Source organism: Nitrospirillum iridis (genome assembly GCF_014205765.1).
GTDB classification, from domain to species: Bacteria; Pseudomonadota; Alphaproteobacteria; order Azospirillales; family Azospirillaceae; genus Nitrospirillum; species Nitrospirillum iridis.
This window is the reverse complement of sequence record NZ_JACIIZ010000004.1, coordinates 68,140-85,047: the sequence shown is the minus strand read 5'-3', so window position 1 is coordinate 85,047 and position 16,908 is coordinate 68,140. Positions and strand designations below refer to the sequence as shown.

At 69.9% G+C, this 16,908-nt stretch carries 13 protein-coding genes and 1 tRNA gene; 12 read left to right on the top strand and 2 right to left on the bottom strand.

All coding sequences use genetic code 11. The annotated features are described in order from the left end of the window. Positions 1 to 41 precede the first annotated feature (41 nt). Positions 42 to 926 (bottom strand): LysR family transcriptional regulator, encoded by an 885-nt coding sequence (locus FHS74_RS08000; RefSeq protein ID WP_184799273.1) that lies wholly within the window; start codon positions 924 to 926, stop codon positions 42 to 44. A gap of 343 nt (positions 927 to 1,269) precedes the next feature. Between FHS74_RS08000 and FHS74_RS07995 the strand changes: the two genes are divergently transcribed. The 12 genes from FHS74_RS07995 (at position 1,270) to FHS74_RS07940 (ending at position 15,415) form a co-directional block, all read left to right on the top strand. Continuing rightward, a complete protein-coding gene (locus FHS74_RS07995) occupies positions 1,270 to 3,789 on the top strand; it encodes a TonB-dependent receptor plug domain-containing protein (RefSeq protein ID WP_184799271.1) in 2,520 nt (839 codons plus the stop codon). A gap of 154 nt (positions 3,790 to 3,943) precedes the next feature. Next, positions 3,944 to 4,834, top strand: a complete 891-nt coding sequence (locus tag FHS74_RS07990; protein ID WP_184799269.1) for a TauD/TfdA dioxygenase family protein — start codon at positions 3,944 to 3,946, stop codon at positions 4,832 to 4,834. Further along, positions 4,821 to 5,759 carry an ABC transporter substrate-binding protein gene (locus FHS74_RS07985; protein ID WP_184799267.1) on the top strand — a complete coding sequence of 313 codons (939 nt, stop codon included), beginning with the start codon at positions 4,821 to 4,823 and terminating at the stop codon, positions 5,757 to 5,759. The genes FHS74_RS07990 and FHS74_RS07985 overlap by 14 nt, the downstream gene beginning before the upstream one ends. Positions 5,760 to 5,793: 34 nt before the next feature. After that, positions 5,794 to 6,681 carry an NADPH-dependent oxidoreductase gene (locus FHS74_RS07980; RefSeq protein ID WP_184799265.1) on the top strand — a complete coding sequence of 296 codons (888 nt, stop codon included), beginning with the start codon at positions 5,794 to 5,796 and terminating at the stop codon, positions 6,679 to 6,681. 25 nt (positions 6,682 to 6,706) lie between these two features. After that, positions 6,707 to 8,329, top strand: a complete 1,623-nt coding sequence (locus tag FHS74_RS07975; RefSeq protein ID WP_184799263.1) for an FAD-dependent oxidoreductase — start codon at positions 6,707 to 6,709, stop codon at positions 8,327 to 8,329. Between the two features lie 14 nt (positions 8,330 to 8,343). Further along, positions 8,344 to 8,700 carry a 4Fe-4S dicluster domain-containing protein gene (locus FHS74_RS07970; RefSeq protein WP_184799261.1) on the top strand — a complete coding sequence of 119 codons (357 nt, stop codon included), beginning with the start codon at positions 8,344 to 8,346 and terminating at the stop codon, positions 8,698 to 8,700. 18 nt (positions 8,701 to 8,718) lie between these two features. Beyond that, positions 8,719 to 10,062, top strand: coding sequence for an LLM class flavin-dependent oxidoreductase (locus FHS74_RS07965; protein ID WP_184799259.1), 1,344 nt, complete (start codon positions 8,719 to 8,721; stop codon positions 10,060 to 10,062). Between the two features lie 271 nt (positions 10,063 to 10,333). After that, complete coding sequence (locus tag FHS74_RS07960) at positions 10,334 to 11,068, top strand: SapC family protein (RefSeq protein ID WP_184799257.1); 735 nt, start codon at positions 10,334 to 10,336, stop codon at positions 11,066 to 11,068. A gap of 523 nt (positions 11,069 to 11,591) precedes the next feature. After that, positions 11,592 to 12,962 carry an L-seryl-tRNA(Sec) selenium transferase gene (selA, locus tag FHS74_RS07955; protein ID WP_343066883.1) on the top strand — a complete coding sequence of 457 codons (1,371 nt, stop codon included), beginning with the start codon at positions 11,592 to 11,594 and terminating at the stop codon, positions 12,960 to 12,962. Beyond that, positions 12,959 to 14,911: a selenocysteine-specific translation elongation factor gene (gene selB / locus FHS74_RS07950; RefSeq protein WP_184799253.1), complete on the top strand. Its 1,953-nt coding sequence runs from the start codon at positions 12,959 to 12,961 to the stop codon at positions 14,909 to 14,911. The genes selA and selB overlap by 4 nt, the downstream gene beginning before the upstream one ends. 13 nt (positions 14,912 to 14,924) lie before the next feature. Next, positions 14,925 to 15,020: transfer RNA gene (locus FHS74_RS07945), tRNA-Sec, on the top strand. Positions 15,021 to 15,136: 116 nt separating this feature from the next. After that, complete coding sequence (locus FHS74_RS07940; RefSeq protein WP_184799251.1) at positions 15,137 to 15,415, top strand: type II toxin-antitoxin system prevent-host-death family antitoxin; 279 nt, start codon at positions 15,137 to 15,139, stop codon at positions 15,413 to 15,415. Between the two features lie 230 nt (positions 15,416 to 15,645). Here FHS74_RS07940 and selD read toward each other — a convergent pair whose 3' ends face one another. Next, on the bottom strand, positions 15,646 to 16,692 hold the full coding sequence (gene selD, locus FHS74_RS07935) for a selenide, water dikinase SelD (protein ID WP_184799249.1): 1,047 nt from the start codon (positions 16,690 to 16,692) through the stop codon (positions 15,646 to 15,648). Positions 16,693 to 16,908: the final 216 nt, after the last annotated feature.

Sequence of the window (16,908 nt, the reverse complement as noted above, 5' to 3'; positions counted from 1 at the left end):
CAGCGATGTCGCGGGCCTTTCGCATTCAAGCGATCGCAGGCTTAGGCAGCGTTGGCCCGCGGCTCGTCCTGCTCGCCATCGTCCCCGTCCTCGCCCTGCGCCGCGATCGCCTGGCGCACCAGGCCGATCAGGCTGGCGATGGACTCCGACGGGTTGGCGCGGTGGGCCAGCGTGACGCTGACCGGGGCCAGCGGCGGCAGGACCCCCTCGGGCAGGGGCGGCAGCGGGTCGAAGGCCATGGCGCGGCAGGTCAGGCCCAGGCCGGCGCGCACGGCGGCGCGCAGGCTGGACAGGTTGGGTGTTTCCACCACGATGCGGTAGGGCCGGCCGATGCGGTCCAGGGCGGACAGCGCCGCCTCGCGGAAGCGGCAGGGCGTTTCCAGCACGGCCAGGGGCAGGACGTCGGCGCCCAGCAGTTCCGGGTTGCCCATCCAGCGCACGGGCACGGTCAGCACGCCGTTGGGGTCCCCCGCCGGCCCGAAGCCCGCCACCACGTCCAGCCGGTCGGCCGTCAGCAATTCCAGCAGTTCGGCCGTGCCGGCGATGCGGGCGTGCAACTGCGCCTGGGGATGGATCTGGGCGTAGCTGGCCAGCACGCCCGTCAGCAGCGTGTCGGTCATGTCCTGCACCATGCCCACCCGCACCGGCCCGGCGAAGGCGCCGGAGGTGACGGCGCTGACCGCCTGCTCGTTCATTTCCAGGATCTTGCGCGCGAAGCCCAGCAGGGTCACGCCGGCCGGCGCCAGGGTCAGGCGCCGCCCCTCCCGCAGGAACAGCGGCGTCTGCAACAGATCCTCCAGCCGCTTGATCTGCAGGCTGAGGGCTGACTGCGTCAGGAAGATGCGCTCCGTCGCCTTTTGCAGGGTGCCGGCGTCGACGATGGCGACGAAGGTGCGCAATAGCTCGGTGGGCAGATTGGGGGGCATGGGCGCGGTCCTCACTGTCCGGGGTCTCATTGGCCGTAATTACACACGGCAACATGGGCGCCAGCAACCAGACTCTGCAACATAGCGATGTACAATATATCGCATAGCTCGCTATTTCACACTTATTTATCGCATTATAAGTTTCCAGCCTTTCCAAGGTCCGGCGACGCTCCGCCCATCACAAGGATAGGCGAGCGGACTACCAATTTAGTCCCCTCATAAATCCCTCAAGGATAAGTCGATTTACGGGATGTGGCACCGCCCTGTCTAAAAACCCCACCGCTTTATTCAACATCGGGGAAGTCCGGCAGGTACGCCAAGCCGGACCCAAGGGGGTTTTACCATGCGTGCCGCCGCGCTTCTGAACCGTCACAAGGTCCTGCTGGTGGCCACGGCCCTGGCCCTGCCCGTCTGCGCCCAGGCGGGGGCCCAGGCGGGGGAGCCGGCCGCGAACCAGCCAGCCCCCGCCGGCGACGCCGCCGCCGCCAGCGCCGACCTGGACGCCGTGCAGGAAACCGTGGTGACGGGCCTGCGCGGCGGGGTGCGCCGGGCGGCCATCGACAGCCCCTCCCCCATCGACGTGGTGGGGGCCGCACAGTTGGCGGAAACCGGCAAGGTGGGCCTGAAGGAACTGCTGAACCAATTGGTGCCCTCCTTCAACCTGCCGGGTGTCAATGGCGGCGGTACCAGCTGGACCGTGCGCTCCACCACCATGCGCGGCCTGAACGGCGATCAGGCGCTGGTGCTGGTCAACGGCAAGCGTCGGCACAACACGGCGCTGATCAACAACCTGGCGCGCATCGCCAACGGCGGCGTGCCAGTGGACCTGGATCTCATCCCCGTCGGCTCCATCGACCATATCGAGGTGCTGCGCGACGGTGCCGCCGCCCAATACGGGTCCGACGCCATCGCCGGCGTCATCAACATCATCCTGAAAAAGCAGCCCGAAGGCGGCAGCGTCGAGAGCAGCCTGGGCCAGAACTACGGCGGCGACGGCTTCACCAAGCATGTGGCCGCCAATTACGGCCTGGACCTGCCCCGCCAGGGCTTCATCAACCTGTCGGCCGATTACAAGGACAACCAGTCGGCCAGCCGCGCCGCCCCCACCAGCGTCGCCAACCTGTACAATCCCCTGCCCGGGGGCGGCCGCGACCCGCGCGAGGCCACGGCCGACCGCACCTTTTACGGCGGCGGCTACGGCCCCGGGCAGGAAACCATCTACAGCGGCTCCTACAACGCGGAACTGCCCCTGGGCGACGACGTCACCGTCTATTCCTTCTCCACCGTCTCCAAGCGGCGGTCACGCAAGAACACCGGCAGCTTCCTGCCCAACAACATCAATTCCCTGGCCGAGGTCTACCCCAACGGCTTCAACGCGCTGCGCCGCATCTGGGAGACGGACTTCCAGACGACGGTGGGCGGCCGGGGGGATATCGGCCCCTGGTCCTGGGACCTCAGCACCACCTATGGCCGGGACGCCGCGAAGCTGGACGGCGAGAACACGCTGAACGCCTCGCTGGGGCCCACCAGCCCGACCTATTTCCACCTGGCCGACCAGACCTTCGACCAGGTGACCACCAACCTGGATGTCAGCCGCCCACTGGATGTGGGCTGGAGCGCGCCGGTCACCCTGGCCTGGGGCCTGGAACACCGGTACGAACGCTATGAGATCGGCCCGGGCGACCCCGCCAGCTACGCCATCGGCAGCTATGTCATCCCCTCCGGCTACTATGCCGGCCAGCATCCGGCGCCGGGCCTGGCCTCCTACTCCGGCACCTCGCCCGCCGACAGTGGGGCCATCGCCCGCAACAACGGCGCCGCCTACATCGACCTGGGGACCAACCTGACGCCCACCTGGTCCCTGGACGCCGCCGGCCGGGTGGAGCATTACACCGGCAGCGTGGGCGACACCGCCAGCGGCAAGGTCGCCACGCGCTATGAGCTGGCGCCCGGCTACGCCCTGCGCGGCACGGTCAGCAATGGCTTCCGCGCACCGTCGCTGGCGCAGACCATCTACGCCTCTTCCACCTTCACCGGCACGGTGGACGCGGCGGGCAACTACATCACCCTGCCCATCAAGGTGCTGCCCGCCAGCTCGGGCCAGGCCAAGGCCCTGGGCGCCACGCCGCTGACGCCGGAGACGTCCACCAACTACAGCGTCGGCGTGACGGCGGAGCCGGCGCACGGCCTGCAGCTGACGCTGGACGCCTACCGCATCGACATCAAGGACCGCATCGTCCAGACCGGCCTGCTGACGGGCAGCACCGTCTCCTCCATCCTGCAAGCCGCCGGCTATGCCCCGGGATTGTCGGCGCAGTACTACACCAACGCCGTCGACACCCGCACCGACGGGGTGGACGCGGTGGCCAACTACCTGGTGGACCTGGGCGGGGCCGGCGACGTGCGCCTGGGTGCCGCCTACAGCTGGACGCGCACCACCATCACCCACATCAAGCCCACCCCCACCCAACTGTCCAGCCTGGGCTACGCCCTGTTCGACCGACAGAAGCAGGCCGACCTGACCGACGGCACGCCGCGCGGCAAGGCCATCCTGTCCGCCGACTGGCACTGGGACCGCCTGCGTGTCGGCAGCCGCGTGACCCGCTATGGCAGTTATACCGAGGCCGGCACCGTGGCCGCCAACGACCGGACCTTCAGCGCCAAATGGATCACCGACCTGGATGTGGGCGTCGAGCTCAGCGACCGCCTGACCCTCAGCCTGGGCGCCAACAACCTGTTCGACGTCTATCCCGACGCCATCGGCATCGTCGACGCCAAGACGGGCCTGAACAAATATGGCCTGTTCTCTCCATTCGGCATTACCGGCGGCTATTATTACAGCCGCGTTTCCGTGAAGTTCTGACGGTTCATTCATGCGCGCGCCAAAAGGGAATCAGCACGATTTCTAAAATTTCCGGCTGATCCTTCCGCGCTACACTTGGCCACGAGACAGCCCCTTTTCCCGACATCTCACCGCCGGCGGCAGCCCCTGCCGCCGGACAAGCCGGAGGCATGACATGGGCGTGGTATCACTGAAGCAAGCCGACAGCACCCGGGCGGAAACGCTGAGCATCCGCCGCCTGCAGCCCACCATCGGGGCGGAAATCAGCGGTGTGGACCTGACCCGCCCCCTGGATGACGCCACGCGCGACGCCATCCGGGCCGCCGTGCTGCGCCACAAGGTGGTGTTCTTCCGCGACCAGGACATCACCCGCGACCAGCACCTTGCCTTCGCCCGGCAGTTCGGGCCGATCTACACCCACCCCACCACCACCGGCGTGGACCATCACCCCCAGATCCACGGCATCACGGCGGCGGATTTCGCCAAGCACGAACAGGCGCGGAAGGAGGCGGCGGCCAAGGCCGGCCAGCCGGACACCGCGCATGAGGACAAGTACCACACCGACACCAGCTGGCGCCTGGTGCCGGCCTGGGGCGCCGTGCTGCGCGGCGTCACCATCCCGGAAGTGGGCGGCGACACCATCTGGGTAGACGCTGAGGCCGCCTACAACGGCCTGCCCGACGACGTGAAGCGCCGGCTGGAAGGCCTGCACGTCACCCACGATTTCCGCGAGGCCTTGAACAAGGTGGGCCGGGACTATCCCATCGTCGCCCACCCGGTCGCCCGCCGCCATCCGGAGACGGGCGCCACCATCCTGTGGGTCAACTATTCGCAAAAGCCCCAGATCCTGGGCGTGGAACTGGCGGAAAGCCGGGAACTGCTGACCCTGATCCTGAACCAGTACAAACGGCCGGAGTACCAGGTGCGCTTCTCCTGGCGCCCCAACTCCCTGGCCTTCTGGGACAACCGCGCCGCCGTGCATTACGCCGTGCGCAACTATGGCGACTTCCCCCGCGTGGTGGAGCGGGTGCTGATCGCCGACCAGGCCCACTATGCCGACCTTTAAGGCCGTCATCGCCGCCTTGGCACTTTCCGTCCTGGCCGCGCAGGCCCGGGCGGAAAGCCTGGCCCCCCTGCGCGTGGGCGACCAGCGCGGGGCGGTGCAGGTGCTGCTGAAGGCGGCGGGGGAGCTGGACCACGTGCCCTATCGCATCGACTGGGCCCTGTTCCCCGTCGGCGCCCCGCTGGTGGAGGCGCTGAACGCCGACGCCATCGACTTCGGCTATGTCGGCGACGCCACCACCACCTTCGCGCTGGCCGCCGGCGCCAAGCTGAAGACCATCAACGTGTGGGACTTCGGCCAGGGCGGGGCGGCCGTCATCGTGCCCGACAAGGCCCCCATCCGCACCGTGGCCGACCTGCGCGGCCACCGCGTCGGCCTGGTGCGCGGCTCCCCCGGCCATTTGCTGGTGGTGGCCGCGCTGAAACAGGCGGGCGTGCCCCTATCCGATGTCACGCTGGTCTTCCTGTCGGCCGCCGATGCCAAGGCGGCGCTGGGCAGCGGCGCCATCGACGCCTGGGCCATCTGGGACCCCTACGTCGCCGCCGCCCAGATCCAGGACCATATGCGCATCCTTGTGGGCAGCCAGGGCACCGTGCGCGAGGTGGAATGCGGGGTCGCCAGCGACAGCGCCATCGCCACCAAGCGCGCCCAGTTGACCGACTTCATCGCCCGCGTCCGCCGCGCCTACCAGTGGGCGCAAGCCCATCGCCAGGAACAGGCGGAGGCTTATGCCCGCGACACCGGCACCCCCCTGGACGTCGCCACCCTGACCTTTTCCCGCCAGCAGGTGACGGTGCTGCCCGCCGTGACGGATGACGCCATCACCGTGCACCAGGCGGTCGCCGACCTTTATTTCGAGGCCGGTGTCATCCCCCGCCGGGTGGAGGTCGCCGCGACCTACGACCGCAGCTTCACCCTGCCCCGCTGATCCCCGCCCCCCCACCCATTCGGAGACCCGACCCATGACGCTTGCCGCCGTCGTCCCGGCCTTCGCCACCCGTCCCGCGCACGACCGTCCCCATCCCGCGGCCGAGCTGCTGGCCCGCCGTTATGGCGCGCGCCGCCCGCTCGACCCGGCCGCCCTGGGTCCGGACCAGTGGAATGAGGTGCTGACCGGCCTGCTGTCACACAGGTCCGTGCGGGCCTACCGCCCCGACCCGCTGCCGGAAGGCACGCTGGAAACCCTGGTGGCGGCGGCGCAGTCGGCCGCCACCTCCTCCAACCTGCAGGCGTGGAGCGTGGTGGCGGTGACCGACCCCGCCCGCAAGAGCCGCTTCGCCGCCTGGTCGCAGAACCAGGCGCATATTGAGCAGGCCCCGCTGTTCCTGGTCTGGCTGGCCGATCTGTCGCGCCTGGACACGCTGGCCCGGGCCAAGGTGGGCGACGCCGCCGGGCTGGACTATCTGGAAACCCTGATCGTGGCCGTGACCGACGCCACCATGGCGGCGCAGAACGCCGTGGTCGCCGCCGAATCCCTGGGGCTTGGCACCGTCTATATCGGCGCGCTGCGCAACGAGACCGAGGCGGTGGCGGCGGAGCTGAACCTGCCGCCCAAGGTGCTGCCGCTGTTCGGGCTGTGCGTGGGCTATCCCGACCCGGCCCGGCCGGCGGGCGTGAAGCCCCGCCTGCCCCAAAGCGTGGTGCTGCACCATGAGCGCTACGACGCCACGGCATCGGATGCGGCCATCACCGCCTATGACGGCGAAATCCGCGCCTTCTACGCCGATCAAGGCATCACCGCCCCGGACTGGAGCGACACGGTGACGGCCCGGGTGCGCGGTCCCGCCGCCCTGGCCGGGCGCCACCGCCTGCGGCAAATCCTGGCCGATTTCGGCTTCCCGCTTCGTTGAGCCCGCTTCGTTGAGGATGTAAGGGATGACCCTGACGCTTGAAACCGACGTGCTGGTCATCGGCGGTGGCCTGGCCGGGTGCTGGGCCGCCATCGCCGCGGCGGAGGCCGGCGCCGAGGTCATCCTGGCCGACAAGGGCTATTGCGGCACCAGCGGCGTCACCGCTACCGCCGGCCCCAACCATTGGTGGGTGCCGCCCGATCCGGAGAAGCGGGCCCAGGCGGTGCGCGAGCGCAACGCCCGCGCCCTGGGCTTGGCCGATCCGCGCTGGATGGCGCGCATCATCGACACGACCTGGCGCACCCTGCCCACCCTGGCCGCCTATTACGAGCATTCGATCACGGCGGGCGGCGTGCCGCATTACCAGTCGCTGCGCGGGCCGGAATATCTGCGCGCCCTGCGCCGCTATGCCGAGGCCCGGGGCGTCCGCATCCTGGACCACAGCCCGGCCCTGGAACTGCTGCTGCACGCCGACGGGTCGGCGGCCGGCGCCCGGGGGGTGCGGCGGCAGGAGGGGCCCCCGGCGGGCCGTGACTGGACCGTGCGCGCCGCCGGCGTCATCGTCGCCACCGGGGGCTGCGCCTTCCTGGCCAAACTGCTGGGCAGCCGCAACAACACCGGCGACGGCCATTTGATGGCCGCCGAGGCCGGGGCGCGGCTGTCGGGCATGGAATTCTCGACATACCATACGGTGGCGGAGCGGCATTCCACCCAGACCCGCTCGGCCTCTTACGCCTTCGCCGACTATTTCGACGCGGCGGGGCGGGAGATCGACACGGGCGGGGATCCCGACGTCACCCTGCCCCTGGCCCGCGCCCTGCTGGCCGGGCCGGTCTATGCCACGCTGGCCCGCATGCCGGTGGATTTGCGCGCCATCCTGCCGCAGATCCAGCCGGCCATCCTGCTGCCCTTCCAGCGCCAGGGCATCGACCCCTTCACCCAGCGCTTCACCATCACCCTGCAGGGCGAAGGCACGGTGCGCGGCACCGGTGGCCTGCGCCTGGCGGATGAGGATTGCCAGACCGACGTGCCCGGCCTCTACGCCGCCGGCGACGCCGCCACGCGGGAGCTGATCGCCGGCGCCATTTCCGGCGGCGGGGCGCAAAACTCCGCCTGGGCCGTTTCGTCCGGCACCTGGGCCGGCCAGGCCGTCGCCCGCCTGGCCCACGACCGGGGCCGCCGGGCGGAAACGCCGGTGGAGGCGGCGGGCGGTGCCGGCCTGCGCCCGCGCGGCACACCGGCCACAGCCGACCTCAGCCGCCTGCTGACCGACGGGGTGCGGGCCGAGATGCTGCCCTACGACAAGATCCTGTTCCGCCGCGGCCCCGTCCTGGCCCGGTCGCTGGCCACGCTGGACGGCCTGTGGCGGGACGCGCGCGACCATCTGGCGCCCGGTGCCGACGCCACCGCCCGCGTGCGGGCGCGGGAGGCGGCGGCCCTGGTGGCCTGCGCCCGCTGGTCCACCGCCACCGCCCTGGCCCGGCCCGAGACCCGGGGCCTGCACCGGCGTGAAGACGTGGCGACGACGGACCCCGCCCTGGCCCACCGGCTGTCAAGCGGCGGTCTGGACGAGGTGTGGGTGGCCGCCGACATCACCGTACCCGCCATCACCGCCCCTGCCGCCGCCCCCGCCACCCAAGTCGCCTGAGAAAGGGACCGTCCATGATCGAACTGGTCCTCGCCGACCGCTGCACCGACTGCGACACTTGCGTCCAGGTCTGCCCCACCAACGTCTTCGACGCCCAGCCCGGCGGCCCGCCCGTCATCGCCCGGCAGGAGGATTGCCAGACCTGCTTCCTGTGCGAGCTCTACTGCCAGTCCGACGCCCTGTACGTGGCGCCCAACTGCGATGAGCCGGTGGCCGTGGATGCCGAGGCCATCGTCGCCTCCGGCCTGCTGGGCCAGTTTCGCCGTGATTCCGGCTGGCACGAATGGGCCGGCCAGTCCCCCAACCTGCATTGGCGCATGGGCGAGCTGTTCGCCCGCGGGCGCAAGCCCGTCGCCGCCCCCACCCCCTGATCAACGGAGAACCCACCCATGAGCGCACCCGCCCGTACCCTGCACCTGGGCGCCATCCTGGCCGGCGTCGGCACCACCCATGACGATTGGCGCGACCCCGACCTGCCCGGCGACGCCAGCGTCGATATCCAGTGGTACATCGACGCCGCCCGCCGGGCCGAGGCCGCCAAGTTCGACCTGGTGTTCATCGTCGACAGCCCCTACATCACCCCCGACAGCGCCCCGCATTTCCTGAACCGGCTGGAACCACTGACCCTGCTGTCGGCGCTGGCGGTATCGACGTCGCGCATCGGCCTGGTGGCCACGCTGACGACATCGTACTGGGAGCCCTACAACGTCGCCCGCCAGTTCGCCTCGCTGGACAATATCAGCCGGGGACGCGCCGCCTGGAACGTGGTGACCACGGGGCTGGAGGGGGCCGCCCGCAACTATGGCCGCGACGACCATTTCGACCATGCGGAGCGCTATCAGCGCGCGGCCGAGTTCGTGTCCGTGGTCCAGGGCCTGTGGGACAGCTATGAGGACGACGCCTTCCCCCGCGACAAGGCGGCCGGCGTGTTCCTGGACAAGGGCAAGCAGCACCCCCTGAACCACAAGGGCCGCTTCTTCTCCGTCGCCGGCCCCCTGGCCCTGACCCGCAGCCCCCAGGGGCAGCCGGTCATCTTCCAGGCGGGCGACAGCGACGCCGGCCGCGACCTGGGCGCCACCATCGCCGACGCCACCTTCGCCAGCGCCGAAAATTTCGAAGCGGCCCAGGCCTACTACGCCGACCTCAAGGCCCGCGCCAAGGCCAAGGGCCGCGATCCGGAACAGATCAAGGTCTTCCCCGGAGTGGTCGTCACCCTGGCCGACACCCAGGAGGAGGCGGAGCGGCTGGCGGCCCAGCATGAGGCGGAACTAGACCTCGACAAGCTGCTGGTGCAGCTGGGCCGCCCCTTCAACTACCACGACTTCCGCCAGTACGACCTCGACGCCCCCTTCCCCGACCTCAGCCATGTCAGCCTGAACGGCTACAAGGGCCATGCCGAGCGCATCGTGCGCACGGCGCGGGAGGAGAACCTGACCCTGCGCGAGGCGGCCTGGCGCTTCGGCCGCTGGCGCTCCGGCTTCGTCGGCACGCCGGAGGTGGTCGCCGATGAGATCGAGCGCTGGTTCGTGGGCCGGGCCGCCGATGGTTTCAACATCCACGTCTCCAAGCCCGGCGCCTTCGCCCAGTTCACGGAAAAGGTGGTGCCCATCCTGCAACAGCGCGGCCTGTTCCGGACAGAGTACACAGCGCAGACCCTGCGCGGGCACCTGGGCTTACCCGTGCCGGCCAACCGCCACGCCGTGGCCCGCACCCTCGGGCAGGCGGCCGAGTAGTCATTCCCGGATCGGCCGGGTGCCCCCTTCTGATGAGGTGGGGTGCCCGGCGGGATAGGTTTGGTCAACAATGCCGATTAGCGGTGCCCTTGCCGCCACCGTTGGTGGTACCGTGGCGGCGAGGGCATGACCGCACCCTCGCCGTTGGCACTTGGGGGTGCCGGCACCCCGCGTCCCAGCCGGGACGGTGCCGGCCCAACCAGGGGCGCGACGGCGGCAACCCACAGCGGCAACGACGAAACACCCCCATGATCCGGGATTTGGAACAGAGATGAGCACGCAAACCCTTCCCGCCTTCTATCTGCGCCCCCGCCCCCTGGCCGCAGAACGTGACGGCGACATGTCGCTGGCCCCCATCACGGACTACCAGTTCGCCTCGGGCGCCAATTCCGTGCCCGTGATCGGGGCGGAAATGACGCTGGCGTGCAAGCACTACCCCATCCTGTTCCTGGACGGCGCCCCGCCCCAGGCGGTGGCCCTGCTGGGCCTGCGCAACGGTGAGAACCTGTTCGTGGACGCCGACGGCACGTGGGCGGCCGGCTCCTACATCCCGGCCTATGTCCGCCGCTATCCCTTCATCTTCCTGGAAAACCGCGAGCGCGGGGAATTCACCCTGTGCATCGACGAGGCGGCCCCCACGGTCAACCAGGGCGGCGCCAACAAGCTGTTCGACGGCGGCCAGCCGACCGACGTCACCCGCAACGCGCTGGCCTTCTGCAGCGACTACCAGGGCCATTACAAGGCGACGACCGAGTTCGTCGAGGCCCTGTCCAAGGCCGACCTGCTGGTGGAAAACCGCGCCGACATCACCCTGAAGGACGGCCAGAAGCTGAGCCTGGCGGGCTTCAAGGTCATCGACGAGGCGAAGTTCAACCAGTTGCCGGCCGAGGAACTCCTGCGCTGGCGCGAGCGCGGCTGGCTGCACCTGGTCTATTGCCACCTGATCTCGATCAGCAATTGGGGCGGGCTGGTGGATCGCACGGCGCAGCACCCGGCGACCAACTGACAAGAGGGCCCCTCGGCAAGGGGGCTTTCCCGCCCTGACACACCAACGGGGAAGTACGAACGGCGGCCCGGGTCATTCCGTGGCCGCCGTTTTCATGTCCGGGGTGCCGCCCCTATTTCACGCGAACTTCTGGTGATTCACCGCCGGCCTATCACCAGCAGTCCGTCACCACTGGATGACGGCGCCGATCTGGCCGACGATCATCAGGGACAGCAGCGCCAACAGGGGCAGACAGGCCTCGACCCACAGATGCGCGCGTCGCTCCGCCTTGGCCATCGCCGTCATTTCACCCTCACTTGGTCACTCATGTTCGGTGGATAATTTCAAACACCGCCGACATCATCCGTCAATAACATATATTGTACATTATTTTATAGTTATTAATCTGCCACCTTGCCGGACGGAGGGTTCGGCCGGGCATGCCAGGCAGTGTGGTGGCGCCCTACATCGGTGGCGATTGACCAAGTTTTTAAATGCCGCCACAACGGAGGGCATCCCTATGACAGCCCAGGCATCCCCTCCCGTGCGCTTGCGTGACCTGCCCTCCATCAGTGCCGTCCTCACCCGCCCCGCCGCCCAGGCGCTGCTGGACCGGCACGGCCGGACGGCCGCGACCGAGGCCATCCGCGCCCAACTGGCGGAGGCGCGCACCGCCCTGCTGGCCGGCGGTGACGTCGTGCCGGACCCGGACACGGTGGCCGCCCTGGCCCTGGCGCGGCTGGACGCCGCGAACCAGTCCGGCCTGCGCCCCCTGTTCAACCTGACGGGCACGGTGCTGCACACCAACCTGGGCCGCGCCCTGCTGGCGGAGGAGGCCCAGGCGGCGGCGCTGGCCGCCATGGGCGAGCCGGTGGCCCTGGAATTCGACCTGGACAGCGGCGGCCGGGGGGAGCGGGACGACCATGTCCGCGCCCTGTTGTGCGATTTGACGGGGGCGGAGGACGCCACAATCGTCAACAACAACGCCGCCGCCGTGCTGCTGGCCTTGAACACCCTGGCCCGGGGCCGGGGCGCCATCGTCTCGCGCGGGGAGTTGATCGAGATCGGCGGCGCCTTCCGCATGCCCGACATCATGGCCCAGGCCGGCGCCACCTTGGTGGAGGTGGGCACCACCAACCGCACCCACGCCAAGGACTATAAGGCCGCGCTGAACGCCGAGACCGGCGTGATCCTGAAGGTCCACACCAGCAACTACCGCATCCAGGGCTTCACCAAAGAGGTGCTGGCGCATGACCTGGCCGCCATCGCCCATGGCGGCGGCGTGCCCCTGCTGAACGATCTGGGGTCCGGCACCCTGGTGGACCTCTCCACCTATGGCCTGAAGCGCGAGCCCACGGTGCGCGAGGCGGTGGCGGAGGGGGCGGACCTGGTGACCTTCTCCGGCGACAAGCTGCTGGGCGGGCCGCAGGCCGGTTTCATTGTCGGCCGCCGCGACCTGGTCGCCGCCGTCAACCGCAACCCGATGAAGCGGGCGCTGCGCGTGGACAAGGTGCGGCTGGCCGCCATCGAGGCGACGCTGAAGCTGTACCGCGACCCCGACCGCCTGGCCCAGCGCCTGCCCACCCTGGCCCTGCTGTCCCGCCCCAGGGCGGAGATCGAGGACCAGGCCCGGCGCCTGGCCCCCGTGCTGGCGGCGGCCCTGGGGCCCGACTACGCCGTCGATATCTGCGCCTGCGACAGCCAGATCGGCTCCGGCGCCCTGCCGCTGGACACCCTGCCCAGCGCCGGCCTGGCGGTGGCCGCCGGCGGCGCCGCGCTGAACCGGCTGGCGGCTCGCTTCCGCGCCCTGCCCCGCCCCATCATCGGCCGCATCGAGGATGGCCGCCTGGTGCTGGACCTGCGCTGCCTGCGCGATGAGGCGGGCTTCATCGCCACGCTGGCCGCCCTCCCATGATCATCGGCACCGCCGGCCATATCGACCATGGCAAGACCGCCCTGGTCCGCGCCCTGACCGGCATCGACGGCGACCGCCTGAAGGAGGAGAAGGCCCGGGGCATCACCATCGATTTGGGCTTCGCCTATCTGCCGGTCCCTGACGGGCCGACCCTGGGCTTCGTCGACGTGCCGGGGCATGAGCGCTTCGTCCACACCATGGTGGCCGGGGCCGGCGGCATCGACTTCGCCCTGCTGGTGGTGGCGGCCGATGACGGCATCATGCCGCAAACGCGCGAGCATCTGGCCATCATCGACCTGCTGGGCATCCGCCACGGGCTGGTGGCCCTGACCAAGGCTGACCTGGCCACCCCCGACCGCCTGCGCGCCGTGCCGGCGGAGATCACGGCGGCGCTGGACGGCACCAGCCTGGCCGGCGCCGACATCCTGCCCGTGTCCGCCCATACCGGCCAGGGCATCGACGCCCTGCGCGCCCGGCTGGCCGCCACCGCCCGCACGCTGACCGGCGAGAGGGCCGCCGCCGAGGCCAGCGCCTTCCGCCTGTCCGTCGACCGTGCCTTCACCCTTAGCGGCGTGGGTGTGGTGGTCACAGGCACCGTGCTGTCCGGCCGCGTCCGGGTGGGCGACGGCGTCACCGTCAGTCCGTCCGGCCTGCCCGCCCGTGTCCGCTCCCTGCATGCCCAGAACCGGGTGGCGGAGGAAGGCCGGGCCGGCGACCGCTGCGCCCTGAACCTGGCCGGCCCCGACATCACCAAGGGCGCCCTGCACCGGGGCGACATGGTGCTGGCCCCGGCCCTGCACGCCCCCACCGACCGCATCGACGCCAGCCTGCGCCTGCTGCCGCGTGAGGCCGGGGCCAAGCCGCTGGGCCAATGGTTCCCCGTGCGCCTGCACCATGCGGCGGCGGAGGTGGGCGCCCGCGTCGTGCTGCTGGCGGATGAGGCGCTGGCGGGCGGTGAGGCGACACAGGTGCAACTGGTGCTGGAACGCCCCATCGCCGCGGCGGTGGGCGACCGCTATGTCATCCGTGACGTCTCCGCCCAGCACACCCTGGGCGGCGGCCGCTTCCTCGACCTGCGCCCCCCGCCCCGCCGCCGTCGCACGGCGGAGCGCGTGGCCCAGCGCGCCGCCCTGGCCCTGGCGGAGCCGGCGGCGGCCCTGGCCGCCCTGCTGGCCGTCCCGCCCTACGCCGTGGACCTCGCCGCCTTCGTCCGCGACCACGCCCTACCGGCCGACCGGGCGGAGACGTTGGCCAGCGACCTGGATCTGGTGGTGCTGGAACAGGGCGACAGCCGCACCGCCCTGTCGGCCGACCACTGGGCGGCCTTCCTGGCCCAACTAACCGAGCGGCTGACCGCCTATCACGCGGAGAACCCGGACCTGCAAGGCATGGGGCGGGAGAAGCTGCGCTTGAGCGTGCTGCCCCGCCTGCCCGCCCCCCTGTTCGCCGTGGCCGTCCAGCGGGCGGTGGCCCAGGGCCTGGTGGCGCTGGACGGCGCCTTCATCCGCCTGTCCGGCCACACCGTGCGCCTGGCGCCGGAGGATGAGGCCGCGTGGGCAGCGTTAGCGCCCCTGCTGGGCGGGGAGGTCCGCTTCCGCCCGCCCCGGGTGCGCGACATCGCCACCGACACCGGCCGGGCGGAGACGGAGGTGCGGCGCATCCTGAAACTGGCCAGCCGCATGGGCTGGGCCGACCAGGTGGCGCACGACCATTTCTTCCTGCGCGACACGGTGCGGGAGATGGTGGCCCTGGCGGTGGACGTGGCCGTCCAGGCCCCCGACGGCACCTTCGTCGCGGCATCCTTCCGCGACCGCATGGACAACGGCCGCAAGGTCGCCATCCAGATCCTGGATTTCTTCGACCGCCACGGCATCACCCTGCGCCGGGGCGACCTGCGCCGCATCAACCCGCACCGGCTGGACTTGTTCGGCCCGCCTATGGTTTTGTGAGAGTTATCAAGACGGAAGGGAATCGCCCCTGGTGGGGCGTCCGGACTTCAAATCCGGGTGGGGCAGCGAGACTGTCCCGGGTGGGTTCGACTCCCATTCCCTTCCGCCAACTTTTTAGCGCCGACCACACCGTGAAGAACCGCCGGAAAGCATGTGGTATCGTTGGCCGCTGATCACCCCCAATTTGAGGGATCGCACCATCAAGCAATGGTAAGGAGCCCTATCATGGTCACGATGATTTCTGGTCGGGAGTTCAACCAGAACCCCGTTGAAGCGACGCGGGTGGCCGAGCAGGGGCCGGTGATCGTCACGGACCATGGCGAGCCGGCATTCGTCCTTATCCGTTATGATGCTTACCGGCGATTGGCGGGTGATCGCGGACCGTCCTTCCTCAACGCGCTCCGCCAGGACGAACCGGAGGCGGATTTCGACTTCACACCGCAGCGGATCGCCGATATCGCCCAGCCGCGGTTTTGTACCAAGAGACCCAAGTTGAACCAATGAGCTTTCCATCTCACCTTCGTAATCGGGTGCGCCCGTTGATGATCATGCTTCGGGTGGTGGGCGTCGCGGGCCCGAGAGTGCATCTGGCCTGTGACCGGTGCGGCCATGATCGCGGGTGGATCGACAACTTGACATCGACGGAACGCCGCCGACAGCCCTGTCCAGCGTGCAACGAAAAGACCACACGGTGAACATTCGCCCGCATATATATTTTGCGACCGCCCCGCGCCTCACCCCACCCGCACCACCGGCTCCCCCTCCATCACCCGCCCAATAACACGCGCCAGCGGGTACCCCGCTTCCACGATCTGGCGGCAGATGTCCTCCGCCCGCTCCGGCGCCACGGCCGCCAGCAGGCCGCCGGAGGTCTGGGGGTCGGTCAGCAGGGCGCGTTGCCAGGGGGGCAGGTCGGCGGGCAAGCGCGTCTCCTCGCCATAGCTGGCCCAGTTGCGGTGGGAGGCGCCGGTGATGTGGCCGGCCTGGGCCAGGGCCGCCGCCTGCGACAGGAAAGGCAGGCGGTCCCACTCGACCTCCAGCGTCAGTTTCGCCCCCCGCGCCATCTCCAGCCCGTGGCCCAGCAGGCCGAAGCCGGTGACGTCGGTGAGGGCGTGAACGTCCGGATCTTGCGCCAGGGTGGCGCCGACGCTGTTCAGTAGGGTGGTGCTGGCCACCATCTCCGCATAGCCGGCGGCGTCCAGCACCTGCTTCTTGAAGGCGGCGGAATAGACGCCGACACCCAGGCCCTTGGTCAGGATCAGGGCGTCGCCGGCCCGGGCGGTGGCGTTGCGGCGGATGGCCTGGGGCGGGGCGACGCCGATGACGGCCAGGCCGTAGATCGGCTCCCCACTATCAATCGAATGGCCACCGGCCACGGGGATGCCGGCCTCGGCACAGATGCTGGCGCCCCCGGCCAGGATCTCCCGCACCACCTCCGGCGCCAGCTTGCCCAGCGGCATGCCCAGGATGGCCAGCGCGAACAGGGGCCGGCCGCCCATGGCGTAAACGTCGGACAGGGCGTTGGTGGCGGCGATGCGGCCGAAGTCGCGCGGGTCATCCACCACCGGCATGAAGAAGTCGGTGGTGGCGATGATGCAGTGGCGCTCGTCCAGTTGCCAGACGGCGGCGTCGTCCCCCGTCTCCGTCCCCACCAGCAGGTTGGCGTACGCCGCCGTCTGCGGCTGACCGGCCAACAGCTGTTGCAGCACCGCCGGCGCCAGCTTGCAGCCGCAGCCGCCGCCATGGGCCAGGTCGGTCAAACGCACGCGCATGTCGGACATCGTCATCGCCTTTGATTGTAGAAAAACGCCGTTTTTGTACCGTTTGATGGCAGCATATGACCCATCAACCCGGCGACATTGCCAACAATGGGGCGCGGCGTTAAGCCTATATTTGTTCGGCCGATGACGCCTATCAAGAGGGGCGCCGCCAAAAGGCGGGGTGTCCCATGACAGGGCGTCTTGCCGCCGAACCGTGGCCCGGTTGGGTCCGAAGCG